At 68.5% G+C, this 13,500-nt stretch carries 11 protein-coding genes and 3 pseudogenes; 6 read left to right on the top strand and 8 right to left on the bottom strand.

Annotation, left to right across the window (positions count from 1 at the left end):
• Positions 1–6: 6 nt before the first annotated feature.
• Positions 7–183, top strand: coding sequence for a (2Fe-2S)-binding protein (locus OG210_RS04620; protein WP_328332181.1), 177 nt, complete (start codon positions 7–9; stop codon positions 181–183).
• Positions 184–301: 118 nt separating this feature from the next.
• Here the strand turns inward: OG210_RS04620 and OG210_RS04615 are convergent, their stop codons facing one another.
• On the bottom strand, positions 302–1,165 hold the full coding sequence (locus OG210_RS04615; RefSeq protein ID WP_328332184.1) for an IclR family transcriptional regulator: 864 nt from the start codon (positions 1,163–1,165) through the stop codon (positions 302–304).
• 241 nt (positions 1,166–1,406) lie between these two features.
• Positions 1,407–2,213, bottom strand: coding sequence for an IclR family transcriptional regulator (locus OG210_RS04610; RefSeq protein ID WP_371535032.1), 807 nt, complete (start codon positions 2,211–2,213; stop codon positions 1,407–1,409).
• Between the two features lie 712 nt (positions 2,214–2,925).
• Between OG210_RS04610 and OG210_RS04605 the strand changes: the two genes are divergently transcribed.
• On the top strand, positions 2,926–3,594 hold the full coding sequence (locus tag OG210_RS04605) for an HAD-IA family hydrolase (RefSeq protein ID WP_328332188.1): 669 nt from the start codon (positions 2,926–2,928) through the stop codon (positions 3,592–3,594).
• Positions 3,595–4,425: 831 nt separating this feature from the next.
• Here the strand turns inward: OG210_RS04605 and OG210_RS04600 are convergent.
• A pseudogene (locus OG210_RS04600) lies at positions 4,426–4,850 on the bottom strand (TetR/AcrR family transcriptional regulator C-terminal domain-containing protein).
• 47 nt (positions 4,851–4,897) lie between these two features.
• Complete coding sequence (locus OG210_RS04595; RefSeq protein ID WP_371535031.1) at positions 4,898–5,041, bottom strand: hypothetical protein; 144 nt, start codon at positions 5,039–5,041, stop codon at positions 4,898–4,900.
• A gap of 36 nt (positions 5,042–5,077) precedes the next feature.
• Between OG210_RS04595 and OG210_RS04590 the strand changes: the two genes are divergently transcribed.
• Positions 5,078–6,307 carry an FAD-dependent monooxygenase gene (locus tag OG210_RS04590; RefSeq protein WP_371535030.1) on the top strand — a complete coding sequence of 410 codons (1,230 nt, stop codon included), beginning with the start codon at positions 5,078–5,080 and terminating at the stop codon, positions 6,305–6,307.
• Positions 6,308–6,499: 192 nt separating this feature from the next.
• On the opposite strand, the gene OG210_RS04585 is transcribed toward OG210_RS04590, so the two are convergent.
• Complete coding sequence (locus OG210_RS04585; RefSeq protein WP_371535029.1) at positions 6,500–7,336, bottom strand: hypothetical protein; 837 nt, start codon at positions 7,334–7,336, stop codon at positions 6,500–6,502.
• Positions 7,337–7,486: 150 nt separating this feature from the next.
• Positions 7,487–8,155: pseudogene (locus tag OG210_RS04580) on the bottom strand (hypothetical protein); the annotation flags it as partial.
• A 65-nt stretch (positions 8,156–8,220) separates the two neighbouring features.
• Between OG210_RS04580 and OG210_RS04575 the strand changes: the two are divergent.
• Positions 8,221–9,065, top strand: a protein-coding gene (locus OG210_RS04575) for an IS5 family transposase (RefSeq protein WP_371540165.1) whose coding sequence is annotated in 2 segments (ribosomal slippage) — positions 8,221–8,578 and positions 8,578–9,065 — 846 coding nt in all. Because the reading frame shifts where the segments join, the coding sequence is not laid out codon by codon here.
• Here the strand turns inward: OG210_RS04575 and OG210_RS04570 are convergent.
• Both OG210_RS04570 and OG210_RS04565 read right to left on the bottom strand, forming a co-directional pair.
• Positions 9,057–9,862, bottom strand: a pseudogene (locus tag OG210_RS04570) (IS5 family transposase). The gene OG210_RS04575 and the pseudogene OG210_RS04570 overlap by 9 nt on opposite strands.
• A gap of 108 nt (positions 9,863–9,970) precedes the next feature.
• Positions 9,971–10,966, bottom strand: coding sequence for a TAXI family TRAP transporter solute-binding subunit (locus tag OG210_RS04565; RefSeq protein WP_328332196.1), 996 nt, complete (start codon positions 10,964–10,966; stop codon positions 9,971–9,973).
• A gap of 279 nt (positions 10,967–11,245) precedes the next feature.
• On the opposite strand from OG210_RS04565, the gene OG210_RS04560 reads away from it, so the two are divergent.
• The gene (locus OG210_RS04560; protein ID WP_328332198.1) at positions 11,246–11,896 is read left to right on the top strand and encodes a CBS domain-containing protein; all 651 of its coding nucleotides are present in this window, start codon (positions 11,246–11,248) and stop codon (positions 11,894–11,896) included.
• A gap of 54 nt (positions 11,897–11,950) precedes the next feature.
• Positions 11,951–13,453 carry a tRNA (N6-isopentenyl adenosine(37)-C2)-methylthiotransferase MiaB gene (gene miaB, locus OG210_RS04555; protein WP_328332200.1) on the top strand — a complete coding sequence of 501 codons (1,503 nt, stop codon included), beginning with the start codon at positions 11,951–11,953 and terminating at the stop codon, positions 13,451–13,453.
• Positions 13,454–13,500: the final 47 nt, after the last annotated feature.

The following is a 13,500-nucleotide window of genomic DNA, read 5'->3' as shown; positions in this document are numbered from 1 at the left end:
CAGACGATGAGCCAGCCCACCGATGACCCGCTGGTCTGCTTGTGCGCCCGGGTCACAGAGGCCACCGTGCTGTTGGCGAAGGAATCCGGAGTACGCGACGTACCCGGCCTGCGCGAGGCCACCGGAGCCAACACCGGGTGCGGGGACTGCCTGCTCGACTTGGAGGAACTGCTCGCCCTCTGACGTCCCGACGGCACAAGGGGAGACAACTGCCTTACCCGGCAGGGGACATGCGGGCAAAGGCCGTCGCCGTACCCGGTGCCCGGGTCGGCCGCTGGGACACACCACCCCCGCTTTCACGTCAGTGTCCCGCGCCGGTGGCGGCTATGGGATTGGCCTGACCGCCGAGCTCCGCGGAGAGCGCCGCCGCTGTCCTTATCACCTGTGAGCGCAGGAAGTTGATCCCCTCGCGACCACCCACGTGCACACCTGCGGAGGCCACGGCGATCGTGGCGATGACCCGCCCCGCGCCGTTGCGAACGGGTGCCGCGAGAGACCAGGTCCCGGCATCGAACTCGTCGTAGGAGATGCCGTACCCGTGTTTGCGGATCAGCGTCACGTGGTTGATCACCTCCTCGATGCTGCGCGGAGTGCGCGGGCGGAAAGGCGTCAGGTCGGTCGTGTAGAGCAGGCGGGAGAGCCGGGGCCGGGACATGTCCGACACCAGCACCCTGCCCTCGGCGGTGGCGTGCAGCGGCATGGGGCGGCCCGCCTCCGTCTGTACGTCCACCCGGTTGTCCCCATCGCAGCGCAGCGTGCATACGGCGCGTGTGCCTACGAGTTCGGTGAGGAGAACCGCCGTTCCGGCCACGTGGGCCAGGTCGGAGAGGGACCGTTCCGCCCAGCCGGCGATGGAGAGGGGCCGCTGCGCGGCCATCCCGACATCCAGGGCGGAGGGGCCGACGAAGTACCTGCGGCTCGTATGGTGCCTGCTGACGAAGCCCTCGGTCTCCAGCACGGAGAGGAGCCGGTGCATGCTGGCGCACGGCACATTCATCGCGTCGGCCAGCTGTTGAAGGGTGAGCCCCTCCTTGCACTGGGTCAGGTGCACGACGACTTGGAGAGCTCTTCTGACGGGTTGCAATGGTCCCCCTTCGGTCGCCCCGTACCGCGCGATGATGAGAGTTTCAGCCTGTGCTGAGGGCGATGGGGACGCCGGTGACACTGTCCAACCCGACGCTCTGCGCGGTCAACGCCTCTGCCGGTTCATGAAGAATCGTTTGTGCAGTAAGAGAAGGACCGGTCCGCTCGATGCGTCCCCTCAACTCGCCTCAACTTGCGGGGGAATGGGGCGCCGTAGCCGAAGGGGCCGACGCGGTCCAGCCGGAACACCTGGAACTGATCGCCACTCCAGAGTACTTGGGATGCCGCTGTGCGTTCCTTCATCACATGGTTCCACTATCCGTCTACGGCGTGAGGAGACTTCCGGGCCGCGCGGACAGCCGGGTGCTCCGCGATTCCTCCCGCCCGCCTCCGTAGCCCAGGTCGGACGACATCGCCGCTGCGGCCTCCAGGACTGCTTCTGTCAAGACGTGGCTGTGCGAGTCCGATGGCAGCCGGGCGAATGGCACGGCGACCGCAAGACCGGCCCGCACGCGCCTCGTCGAAAGGCGGACAGGTGCGGCTGCCACGAAGACATCGTCAATGTGTGCGTCCGATGTGTCGTAGCCTCGGAGCCGGATGAGCCGAAGTCGCTTCAGCACCCCGTCGACTGTCCGCGGTGTGGCCCTTGTGAAGGCGACGAGTGGTTGGCCGGCCAGCATGCGGAGTACCACCTCATCACTTTGGTAGGCCAGTATCACGCGGGCCGACGAGGCGGCATGCAAAGGCATGCTCTGGCCCAGCTGGGCGAAGAGGGGGGTCGGCCGGGAAGCCTCCGCCAGCGCCGTACACAGGACGTGCTCGCCAATCAATTCGGTGACGAAAACCGATTCACCGGTGCGCTTCTGCAATTCCTGAACGGCGTCATGCGGACGTGTCAGTGGCGGTTCTGGGCGCTCTTCGCCGGCGAGTTGGCTCGCCGCGGGTCCGAGAAAGAAACGTCGGTTCGTCGGCGAGCGGCTGAGCCAGCCATATTCTTCGAGTACGGTCGCGAGCCGATGCATCGTGCTGAACGGTATATCGATTTGATCGGCCAGATCTGTGAGTGTAATTCCGTCTTCGGCGGTAGAAAGCGCGCGGAGTGCTGCTAAGGCTCGTCTGGCGACTTGCACGTGTGAGTCCACCCGTTTCGAAGAATTCTGCCGGCTATTTTATGCGTCTGTTCCCGCACGGTTCGATGCTGCGGTGCAGATGCAAAAGACTTCGTGAAAGAGGGCGTGCGAATGCGGCTCGGCGGCCTGAGGTGCACCGGGGCCCATGACCGTGACGGAGACGTTGACCTGGCTCCGCTCACGAACAGGCAGCCCGGGTGCGGTTGCCCTCAGCGCGAAAGGCCGTGGTGATCGGCCGGGCTGGACGGGCGATGTGGCGGCGGGGAGCCGTTGATTGCCGCGACGGAGTGCGCAACGGCGGATACGGTCACGGTCTGGCGATACGAGCATCGTGCGACAGGAGGGCGTTGCATGTGCTCCTCGTCTCTGCAGGTCAGGAACCGATGCAAAAATTCGCCATACCATATCGAGTCAATGCCAGAAATGGCGACCGTGGGAGGGATGGCTCTGTTTGCATGCGAGGCTAGCCAGAGCGCTGCGTACCGTCAATGGCTAGCTGCTTGAACTGTCCTTCGTCAAGCGACGGTGAGACTGTTTCGGCTGCATCGCGGTGGCGCTGCGTTCCTTCGCAGGTGGCTGGATTGGCGTCAAACCCCGCGCCCGTTGTCGATTCTTTTTGGGCGTTGCCCGTACCGCACCGCGATGTGGTGATCGTGTGAAAGGCTCCCGCTCGTCCGTTCGCCCCTGTTTGGGGCGTGGCATGATCGGTTGGGTGAATTCCTGGCTTACGCGGTCCGCCGCAGCGAGATGCGTCCTGTTCGACGTCGACGGCACCCTGATCGACGCTGTCGGCAACCAGCGTGTGATGTGGCGGACTTGGGCGAACCGGTATGGGCTGGATCCCGATGAGGTGTATCAGGTGGCCCTGCGGACCAGGCCGACCGAGACCTTCGAGCAGGTCGCTCCGGACCGGAATCCCGCGGAGTGCCTGGCGCTGCTGCACGAGCTGGAGGACGAGGATGTCCGGTCGGGTGATTACACGACGTTCGCCGGTGCCGCGGAGGTGCTGACCGGCCTTCCGCCGGCCTCCTGGGCTCTGGTGACTTCGAACTACGAGCACCGGGTGCGGGGCCGCTTCGAGCGGACGGGCCTCCCGGCACCCGACGTGATCGTCGACGCCGCTGCCGTCGAACAGGGAAAGCCCTCGCCCGCGCCGTACTTGAAGGCTGCCGCCTTGCTGGGTGCCGAAGCGAGGGACTGCCTCGTCATCGAGGACGCGCCGTCCGGAGTGCGGTCGGGGCTGTCCGCCGGAATGACGGTCTGGAGCGTGAACGCCCCGGACGCGGTGGACGGAGTGCACCGTCACTTCGCGACGCTCCGCGAAGCCGTACCGCACATTCTCGCCTACGCTTCCGCACCTCGATCGGTCCCCACACCCTGAACACCCTGACGGGGCTTGTCCTGGCGTCCGGGCGTGGGTCCGATGCGGTGGATCCGGGGGCGGTGGATCCGAGACAGCCTTCGCAGGCCCTGCTGACCGGTGAGCTGGCAGGCGCAGAGCCGCGTGCGGACGGTGGCCGGTCAACTTTCGATTTCGGACTTGTCCCCGCCCCAGAGGGTGTGGTCGAAGGTGCCGCCCCTGGCCCATCGGCCGAAGCGAGTGCAGCGTGGCCCAGGATCCGTACCGCTCCGGTACTTTCGGGTCGTCGGCGCGCGTGACGAGCACAACCTCGCAGGGTTCGGTGTCGATCACGGGTATCAGGGCGGTGTCCTCGCGCACGGCGGCGCTTCGATCGCTGGCAGGGAAGAGCGCGACACAGTGGCCGGTGGCGATGAGGTCCAGCTTGTCCTCGTAGCTGTCGTCGGCCGCGGGCTGAGGTGGCTCCGGGCGGTCGCCGACCGGCTTGGGTTTGGTCCAGACAACCGGAGCGCTGACGCAGGCCACCAGTTCCTCGTCCGACAGAGCCCGCAGGCTGACTGCTTTTTCATTCGCCAGAGGACGACTCGCCGATGTGCCGAGCACCCGCGGTTGCTCATGGAGCGTGGTCACCCGGAAGCCTTCCGTGGGGAAGGGCAGGGGTTTCTATGCGATGAGGGCGTCGACCCACCACTCGGCGAGGGCGCGTGCGTCCCGCCGGTCGAGGTGCCGGGTGCGGACCCGGCCGGGGCTTGGTCTCCTTGATCCAGAACATCCGCACGCGGGTCTCCCGCGAGGCGGGCCGGGCCCTCCGTCGACGGTGGAGAGCCCGGCCGTTGGGGGCGCCGTTCCGTTTCACACCCCCAGGATGCGGGAGAGTCCGTAGTCGAAGCGCTCGTCGAAGGAGGTGTCCTCGAAGTACGCGGCGGCTCGGGACAGTGAGGGGTATTCGCCCGTGTCCAGCCGTCGTGCGAACGCCGGACCCCTCGCGTCAGGAAGCGCCTGTTCCTCCTGAGTCAGCCCCAAGGCGAAGTAGACAAGGCTCCGGCCGGTCCAGACCGCCTCGCGTTCCGCCAGCCCGCCGGCCAGCAGCGCCTCGGTCATCAGGTCGGCGAAACGGAGTGTGGCGGGTTCGGCGGCGTACGTACTGCCACGATCCTGGCCCCGTCCCGGTGGGCCAGCAGGGCGCGGCGGTAGCGGTGCAACAGTTCACGGACCCGTGGTTCCCAGGGCTCGGGCAGCCCGTCCACCGGAGCCCCGGCCACAATCGCGTCCGCCATCAACTCCGACAGCCGCGTCTTGGTCTTCGCACGCCAGAGCACCGTGTTCATCCGGACGCCGAGCGGTCCGCGATGCCGCGGATCGAGAGCCCGTCCGCGCCTTTCTCCTCCAGCAGTTCCAGGGCCGTCCGCACCACCGTTCCGGGGTCGAGCCGAGCCCGGGGTTGATCCTCTGCTTGCTTCTTGGTCACTGACGAAGATATGTACGACATTCTTGAGGAGCTGTCATGGAGCACGTGGTCATCGCAGGAGGCGGCCCCACCGGGCTATGGCTGGCCGCCGAACTGCGGCTGGGCGGGATACCCGTCACCGTCCTGGAAACCCGACGCAAGCGGGATCCCCACTCCAAGGCCCTCACCATCCATCCGCGCACACTGGAGGTCCTGGCCACCCGGGGCGTGCTGGAGCGCTTCCTCGCGGAGGGGCGGCGCATCCCCAGCGGCCACTTCGGCGGCCTCGACGGCCGGATGGACTTCGGGGTCCTCGACACCCCCTACCCCTTCACACTCGCCCTGCCGCAGGCCCGCACCGAGGAGCTGCTGGAGGAGCACGGGAATGCGGCCGGAGCCCAAATCCGCCGCGGGCACCAAGTGACCGGACTTACCAAGGACGAGGACGGGGTGAGCGTTGAGGCAACCGGTCCCGACGGCCTGTACACACTGCGCGCCGACTACATCGTCGGCTGCGACGGCACCCGGAGCACCGTGCGCGAAGCGGCGGGCATCGACTTCCCCGGCAACGACGCCACCACCTGGCTCTCCCGGTTCGGCAACGCCGCCCGCCGGGCCGCCGAGTACCGCAGGGGCCGCGTCCTCCTCGCGGGCGACGCGGCGCACATGCACTACCCGGCCGGAGGCGTGGGCCTCAACGTCGGCGTCCAGGACGCCACGAATCTGGGCTGGAAACTGGCGGCCACCGTGGCAGGCACCGCCCCCGCCGGTCTCCTGGACAGCTACCACACCGAACGCCACCCGGTCGGCGCCGACCTACTGCTCAGCACCCGCGCCCAGACGGCACTGATGAACGCCTTCTCGGCGGAGGGCCAGGACCTGCGCGCACTCCTGAGCCAACTCATCTCCACCGTACCCGAGTTCTCCCGAAGCCTGGCCGAACACCTCTCCGCACTGGCCGTCACCTACCCGGCCCCCGCGCACCACCACCCCCTGACCGGTCACCGCGCACCCAACCTCGAACTCTCCGACAGCACAGACCTCTTCACGCTGCTCCGGACCGGCCGCCACGTCCTGCTGAATTTCACCGGCACCCCGGCACCGCCCTCCACCCCCCCCCACATCATCACGCACGCAGCGCACCGGCCCGACCCGCGCCCTGCCTGGTCCACCGTGCGTGCCGCGCTCATCCGCCCGGACGGCCATGTCGCCTGGGCGAGCGAACAGCCCGACGCCGAAGTTCTGCGGGCCGAGGCGCACGTGGCGGTATCCGCGACTCACCGCTGACCAGAAGGCCGTCGATGTCCACGGCCCCCGGTCGTCGGGAGCCGGACTGCTCGCACCGGCCACCTCCCAGGCCCGCTTCCCCCTCGGCCCCTGCTGTGCGGATCGCAGCGAGGAGCTTCGGCCCGGAGGCGTCAGGGGCATCGAAGCCCGGGACTCCCACCGTGGGACGGTCGCCAGCCGCAAGAACCATGCTCACCCGCGACGCCCTACTGGAGCGGCCTTGCCTCGTCCGAGGTCACCGTCGCCCCGGCCCGCACCCCGTGGAGGAGCTGCGCCAGTACTTCGGCGCCGCGCACGACCCTTGGGCCGGGACGGTTGAAGTACGCGGGGCCGTCCAGGACCCAGACGTTGCCGGCCCGTACGGCGGGCAGTCTCTGCCAGCCCGGCAGTGAGGTGAGTGTTTCCCTCCCGCAGGGTGCGCTCGGGAGGGAAACCGCACGGCCGGACGAGGACGACATCCGGGCGTGCCGCCCGTACCTGCTCACACGTCATGGGCCCGGTGTGTTCGCCCGGCGCGGCCAGCAACGCCTCGCCTCCCGCGCAGGCGATCTGGTCTGGCACCCAGTGGCCGGCCGGCCACAGCGGATCGAGCCACTCCACTGCCACGACCCGGGGGCGGGCACGGCCCGCCGTCAGCCGGGACACCTCGTTCAGGAGGCGGCGCAGATCGGCACGGCGCTGCTCGGCCAGTTCCCGGGTCCCGAGCAGTTCACCGACCGTCACCAGGCAGTCCAGTACGTCGGTGAGTGTCCGGGTTTCCAGGCTGAGCACGCGGGTGCCGGTGTCCAGGACACGTACGGCCCGGCTCACCCGCTCGTAGGAGACGGCGCACACGTCGCACAGATCCTGGGTGACCACCACGTCCGGGGCCAGTGACGCCAGCGCGTCGGTGTCCAGCGAGTAGAGCGAGGAGCCTGAGTGCGACGCGCCTCCGACCGCGTCGGTGATCTCCTGCTCATCTCGTCGTGCGCGAGGTCCGCACTGGTGACCACGGGTACGGACCGTACGTCCTGGGGCGGCCAGTCGCACTCGTGGGTCCGGCCGACCAAGTGTCCGGCCAGTCCGAGTTCGGCCACGATGTCGGTCGCGGCGGGGAGGAGGGAGACGATGCGCATGCCCGTGACTGCAGACCGACCTGCGACGGCCGGGCCCGTCGTGTCGCCCGGCCGCCGCAGGTGATCAGGCACCCCAGCGCAGGGCGATGGTGTCACCGACGTTGATCACCTTCGCGCGGGCGGCTCCGGTGAGGGACGAGCCGTCGATGCTGACCTTCCAGGTGTTCGACCCGCTGTTGGCCTTGCCGTTCAGAGAAGTGATGGTGCCGCCCCCGTGGAGGGAGTCACGCCGCTCGCGCAACCGGATGGCGTGGCCGAGGTCGTGGCCGAGTCGAGGATCGCGCCGAGGGTGGCCGTGGCCCCGGTGGGCGTGAAGCCGACGGAACAGACCTTCAGGTTTCCGGCGCCGTCGTCGACTGTGAGGGCCAGTTTCGTTGCGGTACCGGACGCCAGGCTTCCCTGAGCCCGCCCACTGTGCGGCGCCGCTGGTCGTCGGCACGGGCGGGCTGGCTGTGAAGCCGCCGCCGGCGACGGCCCGCAACCCGTCGATCGACGAGTACGCCGAGGGGGTCGTGTCGCTGGGCAGGTACTTGAATCCGCCGCCGGGCTTGAACTGCTGTGCGATGAGGAAGTCCACCGGGGCCTTGCCGGCCGATGTGAGGAAGTCACCGGTCTGTGGATTGATGCCGCAGGCGTTGAGGCCGGAGACGGCCCAGCCGTTGGAGTCGGTGTTGATGCCGAACATCGCGTTGAAGGCGCCGCTGGCCGGGACCAGCTTGCTCTTGAGGAACGCCTAAGAACTCCTAACAGAAGTCTCTGATGGTGTGACTGTCGGCCTGGTTGCTCGTTGGTCTGTTCGTGGCGAAGAGGGAGTCGCGTCCGTGGATCGTCTCGGACGAGCTGTGTTTGCTGATAGAGCCGTTGCTGCCCGGGTCAGGGCCGAAGTTGGTGGCAGGGCGGCCGAGGGTGCCTGATCGGCAGGCGTTGTGCGGGATTCTGTTCGTGCTGCATACGGGGATCCAGTGGGAGTACCTGCCGCAGGAGCTGGGCTTCGGCTCGGGCATGACGTGCTGGCGGCGTCTCGCCGCGTGGAACGCGGCCGGCGTCTGGGATCGGCTGCATGTCGTGCTGCTGGGCAAGCTCCGGGCTGCGGGGCAGCTCGACTGGTCGAGGGCGGTGATCGACTCCTCCCACGTCCGGGCCGCTCGAAGGGGCCCAAAAGTGGTCCCAGCCCTGTCGACCGCGCACGGCCGGGCAGCAAGCACCACATCCTCGTCGACGGGCAAGGCATCCCACTCGCGGTGTCGCTGACCGGCGGAAACCGCAATGACGTCACCCAGCTCATGCCACTCCTGGCGAAAATCCCGCCAGAACCAGGGCTCGTGGGAAGACCGCGTCGGTGGCCCGGCATCCTGCTCGGTGACCGTGGCTACGACCACGACAAGTACCGGCGCCTGGTCCGGGCTCAGGGCATCAAACCAGTGATCGCACGTCGCGGAGTCCTACACAGCTCCGGCCTCGGTGCTCACCGCTGGGTCGTCGAGCGCACGATCGCCTGGTTCCACGGCTTCCGTCGACTCCGCATCCGATGGGAACGACGCGACGACATCCACGAAGCCTTCCTCGGCCTCGCCACCTGCCTCGTCACTCACCGCCACGTCCAACGCCTTTGTCAGGACCTCTTACTGATCGTTTCAGAATGAGGTTCTGAGTCGTCTCAAGCAGATGATGCTGCAGGCGAGTTGGAGGAGTCCCAGGTGGAGGTCGGCGCGTATCTAGCGGATGCGGAGCCGTTTGAACTGGTGGAGCCAGGCAAAGGTCCGCTCGACAACCCACCGGGTCTTGCCCAGGCCGGAACCATGCGGGGCTCCACGGCGGGCGATCTTGGGTGTGATGCCGCGAGCTCGGATGAGACGGCGGTACTTGTCGTAGTCGTAGCCGCGGTCGGCGAACAGCCGCCGGGGCCGGTGCCGTGGCCGGCCGCGCAGACCACGGATGCGGGGCATCGCGTCCAGCAGGGGCATGAGCTGAGTGACGTCGTGACGGTTTCCGCTGGTCAGAGAGACAGCGAGCGGAGTTCCGTTCCGGTCGACGATGAGGTGGTGCTTGCTGCCCGGCCGCGCTCGGTCAACCGGCGAAGGTCCGGTGTGAGCCCCCCTTTGAGGGCCCTGACGTGCGAGGCATCGATCGCCGCGTCGTCCATCTCCAGCAGTCCCTCTCTACGAAGTTCTGCCAGCAGGACTTCGTGCAGGCGGGGCCACACTCCGGCCTCGGTCCAGTCCCGCAGACGACGCCAGGCCGTCACCCCACTGCACCCGACCAGCTCAGCGGGGACGTCTCGCCAGCTCACACTCTTGCGCAGCACGTAAACGATCCCACGCAGAGCAGCACGGTCATCGGCAGGCAACCGCCCCGGGTAGCGGTGCCGACGCGGCGCACGAACCGGCAGCAGCGGAGACACACGTTCCCACAGGTCATCAGACACAAGATCAGCAGACACCCAACAGATCCTGCCGACACATCACCCAACTGCCAAGGGACACATGAAACTTCATTCTGAAACGATCAGTTAGGGCCTTTCGTTTGGATCAGGACGGGGCAGGACGGCTCAGGGCTTGACCGACCGGTAGTAGCGTCGTGCGCCCTCGTCCAGCTTCAGCGGGTCCGTGTAGATCGCGGTCCGAACGTCGACCAGTTGCGCCGCGTGCACCTGCCGCCCGATGCGGTCGCGGCTGCGGATCACGCTGCGGGTGAAGCCCTCGGTCAGCTTCGGGTCCACGCGGTCGGTGGTGACCAGTACGTTCGCGACCGCGATCGTCGGCACCGGGGCGCCGTTACGAGCCTGACGGTAGGCATCGGCCGGCATGACGGCCGAGCGGTAGTAGCGGGTGGTGCCGCCGGCCGCGTGCAGCCGGGTCACCAGGTCGTCGAGCGGAATCAGCCGGATCGGTTGGCGCGCGGCCAGATCGCGTACCGCGTCGGTCGGCAGGCCGCCCGACCAGAAGAACGCGTCGATCTTGCCCGCCTTGAGGAGTTCCGGACTGGTGTCGATCCCCGCCGGTACAGCGGTGATGTCCTTGACGGGGTCGAGTCCGGCGGCCCGCAGCGTGCGGTCCGCTATCAGCCGTACGCCCGATCCGGGCTGGCCCACGGCGACCCGCTTGTGGCGCAGGTCGGCGGCGCGCCTGACCGGGGAGCTGTCCTCGACGGCGAGCTGCACGTAGTCGTCGTACAGCCGGGCGCAGCCACGCAGCCGGTCCGCGCCCGGCTTTCCGTCCTCGATGTACTTTGCGATGGCGTCGGCCGTCGCAATCGTGAAGTCGGCCTTGCCGGTCGCGACTCTGGCGAGATTCTGCTGGGAGCCCTCGCTCGGCTGGAGCTGGATGTCCACCCCGGGCATGTCATGGGCGAGTGTGGGGCTGAGCAGCTTCCCGTACAGCTGGTACACACCGGTCCGCACCCCGGTACTGAAGGTCACGGTCCCGTGCGGGGAAGACGGGCCGATGGGCAGCAGCCACCACATCAGCAGTCCGGAGACCACCAGTACGGTCACCGTCCCCTGGAGGGCGCGGCGGCGGCTGATGCGGGGAAGTGCCTTGGGCATGCGCGCGATCCTGCCAGTTCACGCCCCTGGCGAACAGGGGAGCGGGGGAGCGGGCCGGCGGACGGCGCGGACGGGGCGGACGGGCGCGGACGGCGCGGGGTGCGGCTCCGGTACGCGGTGCCGTCGCCGTCCGGTCGCCGTGCGCCTGCTCAGGTATCCGGAATTATTCGGACCGGTTCATAGCTGTCACTATTGATCCTTGATCACCCGACGGCAGCCGATTGCCGCTGGACCGCGCCCCGGAGGACCGCAGTGACGTCGAGCCGAACCGTCGGACAGATGATGTCGACGAATGTCGTACGGGTGCAGCGGGGGACGTTCCTCAAGGAGATCGCCCGGCTCCTCACCGAACACCGCATTTCGGCCGTTCCCGTCGTGGATGACGACGACCGGCCGGTGGGTGTGGTCTCCGAGGCCGATCTGCTCCGCAAGCAGCTGGGCCTGACCGCGCTGCTGCCCGCCGTCCGGCAGGACTCCGACCACCACTCCAAGACCGAAGCGACCACGGCGGAAGGGCTGATGACCAGTCCGGCGGTGGTCGCGCGCCCGGACTGGACCATCGTCGAGGCGGGCTGGCTGATGCAGGCGCGGAGCGTCAAACGGCTGCCCGTCGTGGATGACGCAGGCAGGCTGGCCGGGGTGATCAGCCGCAGTGATCTGCTCCAGGTCTTCCTCCGCCGCGACCGCGCCATCCAGGAGGAAGTGCTGGAAGGCGTACTGACCAGGACCCTGGGGCTCTCACCCTCCGCGATCACGGTGGATGTGAGCGACGGCCATGTGATGCTCAGCGGCGTGGTCGAGCGCAGGAGCGTGATTCCGGCGGCGGTGCGGCTGTGCCGCGGGGTGGACGGAGTGGTCGAGGTCTCCGAGCGCCTGCAGTACGACGTGGACGACAGCACCGGCGGGAGCCAGGGCCTTTCGTCCGGATGACCGCGTGCACGGCCGGGGGCGGGAGCTCCGCCCGGCACCGCCTACCCTGGTGGCATGACCGCGCAGGACGCCCTGAACCGAAGTTACGAGATCCGCACCTACGGCTGCCAGATGAACGTCCACGACAGCGAACGGCTGTCGGGACTCCTGGAGGACGCCGGATACGTCCGTGCGCCGGAGGGCGCCGACGGGGACGCCGATGTCGTCGTCTTCAACACCTGCGCGGTGCGCGAGAACGCCGACAACAAGCTGTACGGCAACCTCGGCCGGCTCGCTCCGATGAAGACCAGGCGCCCCGGGATGCAGATCGCGGTCGGTGGCTGCCTGGCCCAGAAGGACCGGGACACCATCGTCCGGCGGGCGCCGTGGGTCGACGTCGTCTTCGGCACCCACAACATCGGCAAGCTCCCGGTGCTGCTGGAGCGCTCCCGTATCGAGGGCGAGGCCCAGGTCGAGATCGCCGAGTCGCTGGAGGCGTTCCCCTCGACGCTGCCGACCCGGCGCGAGAGCGCGTACGCCGCGTGGGTCTCGATCTCCGTCGGCTGCAACAACACCTGCACCTTCTGTATCGTCCCCGCGCTGCGCGGCAAGGAGAAGGACCGCAGGCCCGGCGACATCCTCGCCGAGATCGAGGCACTGGTGGACGAGGGCGTATCGGAGATCACGCTGCTCGGCCAGAACGTCAACGCGTACGGCTCGGACATCGGCGACCGCGAGGCATTCTCCAAGCTGCTGCGCGCCTGCGGGAAGATCGAGGGCCTTGAGCGGGTCCGCTTCACCTCGCCGCATCCGCGGGACTTCACGGACGACGTGATCGCGGCGATGGCCGAGACGCCGAACGTGATGCCGCAGCTGCACATGCCGATGCAGTCGGGTTCGGACACCGTCCTGAAGGCGATGCGCCGTTCCTACCGGCAGGAGCGTTTCCTCGGGATCATCGACAAGGTGCGTGCCGCGATCCCGCACGCCGCGATCTCCACGGACATCATCGTGGGCTTCCCCGGTGAGACCGAGGAGGACTTCCAGCAGACGATGCACGCGGTCCGCGAGGCCCGCTTCGCGCAGGCCTTCACCTTCCAGTACTCGAAGCGGCCCGGTACCCCGGCCGCGACCATGGAGGGCCAGGTCCCCAAGGAGGTCGTCCAGGAGCGCTACATGCGGCTCTCGGCGCTCCAGGAGGAGATCTCCTGGGCGGAGAACAAGACCCAGGTCGGCCGCACGGTGGACGTCATGGTGGCCGAGGGCGAGGGCCGCAAGGACGGCGCGACGCACCGGCTCTCCGGACGTGCGCCCGACAGCCGGCTGGTGCACTTCACCAAGCCGGACACCGAGGTGCGCCCCGGTGATGTGGTGACGGTGGAGATCACTTACGCGGCGCCGCACCATCTGCTCGCCGAGGGACCGGCCGTGGCGGTACGGCGCACGCGGTCCGGGGACGCCTGGGAGAAGCGCAACACCGCGACTGCGGCCAAGCCGGCCGGTGTCATGCTCGGGCTCCCGGGCATCGGCGCACCCGCGCCGGAGCCGGCAGCGACCGCGGGCTGCGGCTGCGACTAGGCGGACTCGGGCGGTCTCAGCCGTCCCGGGCGGTCTCAGCCGTCCCG

The organism is Streptomyces sp. NBC_00466 (assembly GCF_041433995.1).
Classification (GTDB): Bacteria; Actinomycetota; Actinomycetes; order Streptomycetales; family Streptomycetaceae; genus Streptomyces.
Note: the sequence above shows the minus strand (reverse complement) of the source record. Positions and strands in the feature narration are given on the sequence as shown.

Bases quoted from the DNA above. Each gene is read 5' to 3' on its own strand.
- OG210_RS04620 (WP_328332181.1), top strand. From the start codon at position 7: ATGAGCCAGCCCACCGATGACCCGCTGGTCTGCTTGTGCGCCCGGGTC.
- OG210_RS04590 (WP_371535030.1), top strand. From the start codon at position 5,078: ATGGAGCACGTGGTCATCGCAGGAGGCGGCCCCACCGGGCTATGGCTG.
- OG210_RS04565 (WP_328332196.1), bottom strand. From the start codon at position 10,966: ATGCCCAAGGCACTTCCCCGCATCAGCCGCCGCCGCGCCCTCCAGGGG.
- OG210_RS04560 (WP_328332198.1), top strand. From the start codon at position 11,246: ATGATGTCGACGAATGTCGTACGGGTGCAGCGGGGGACGTTCCTCAAG.
- miaB (WP_328332200.1), top strand. From the start codon at position 11,951: ATGACCGCGCAGGACGCCCTGAACCGAAGTTACGAGATCCGCACCTAC.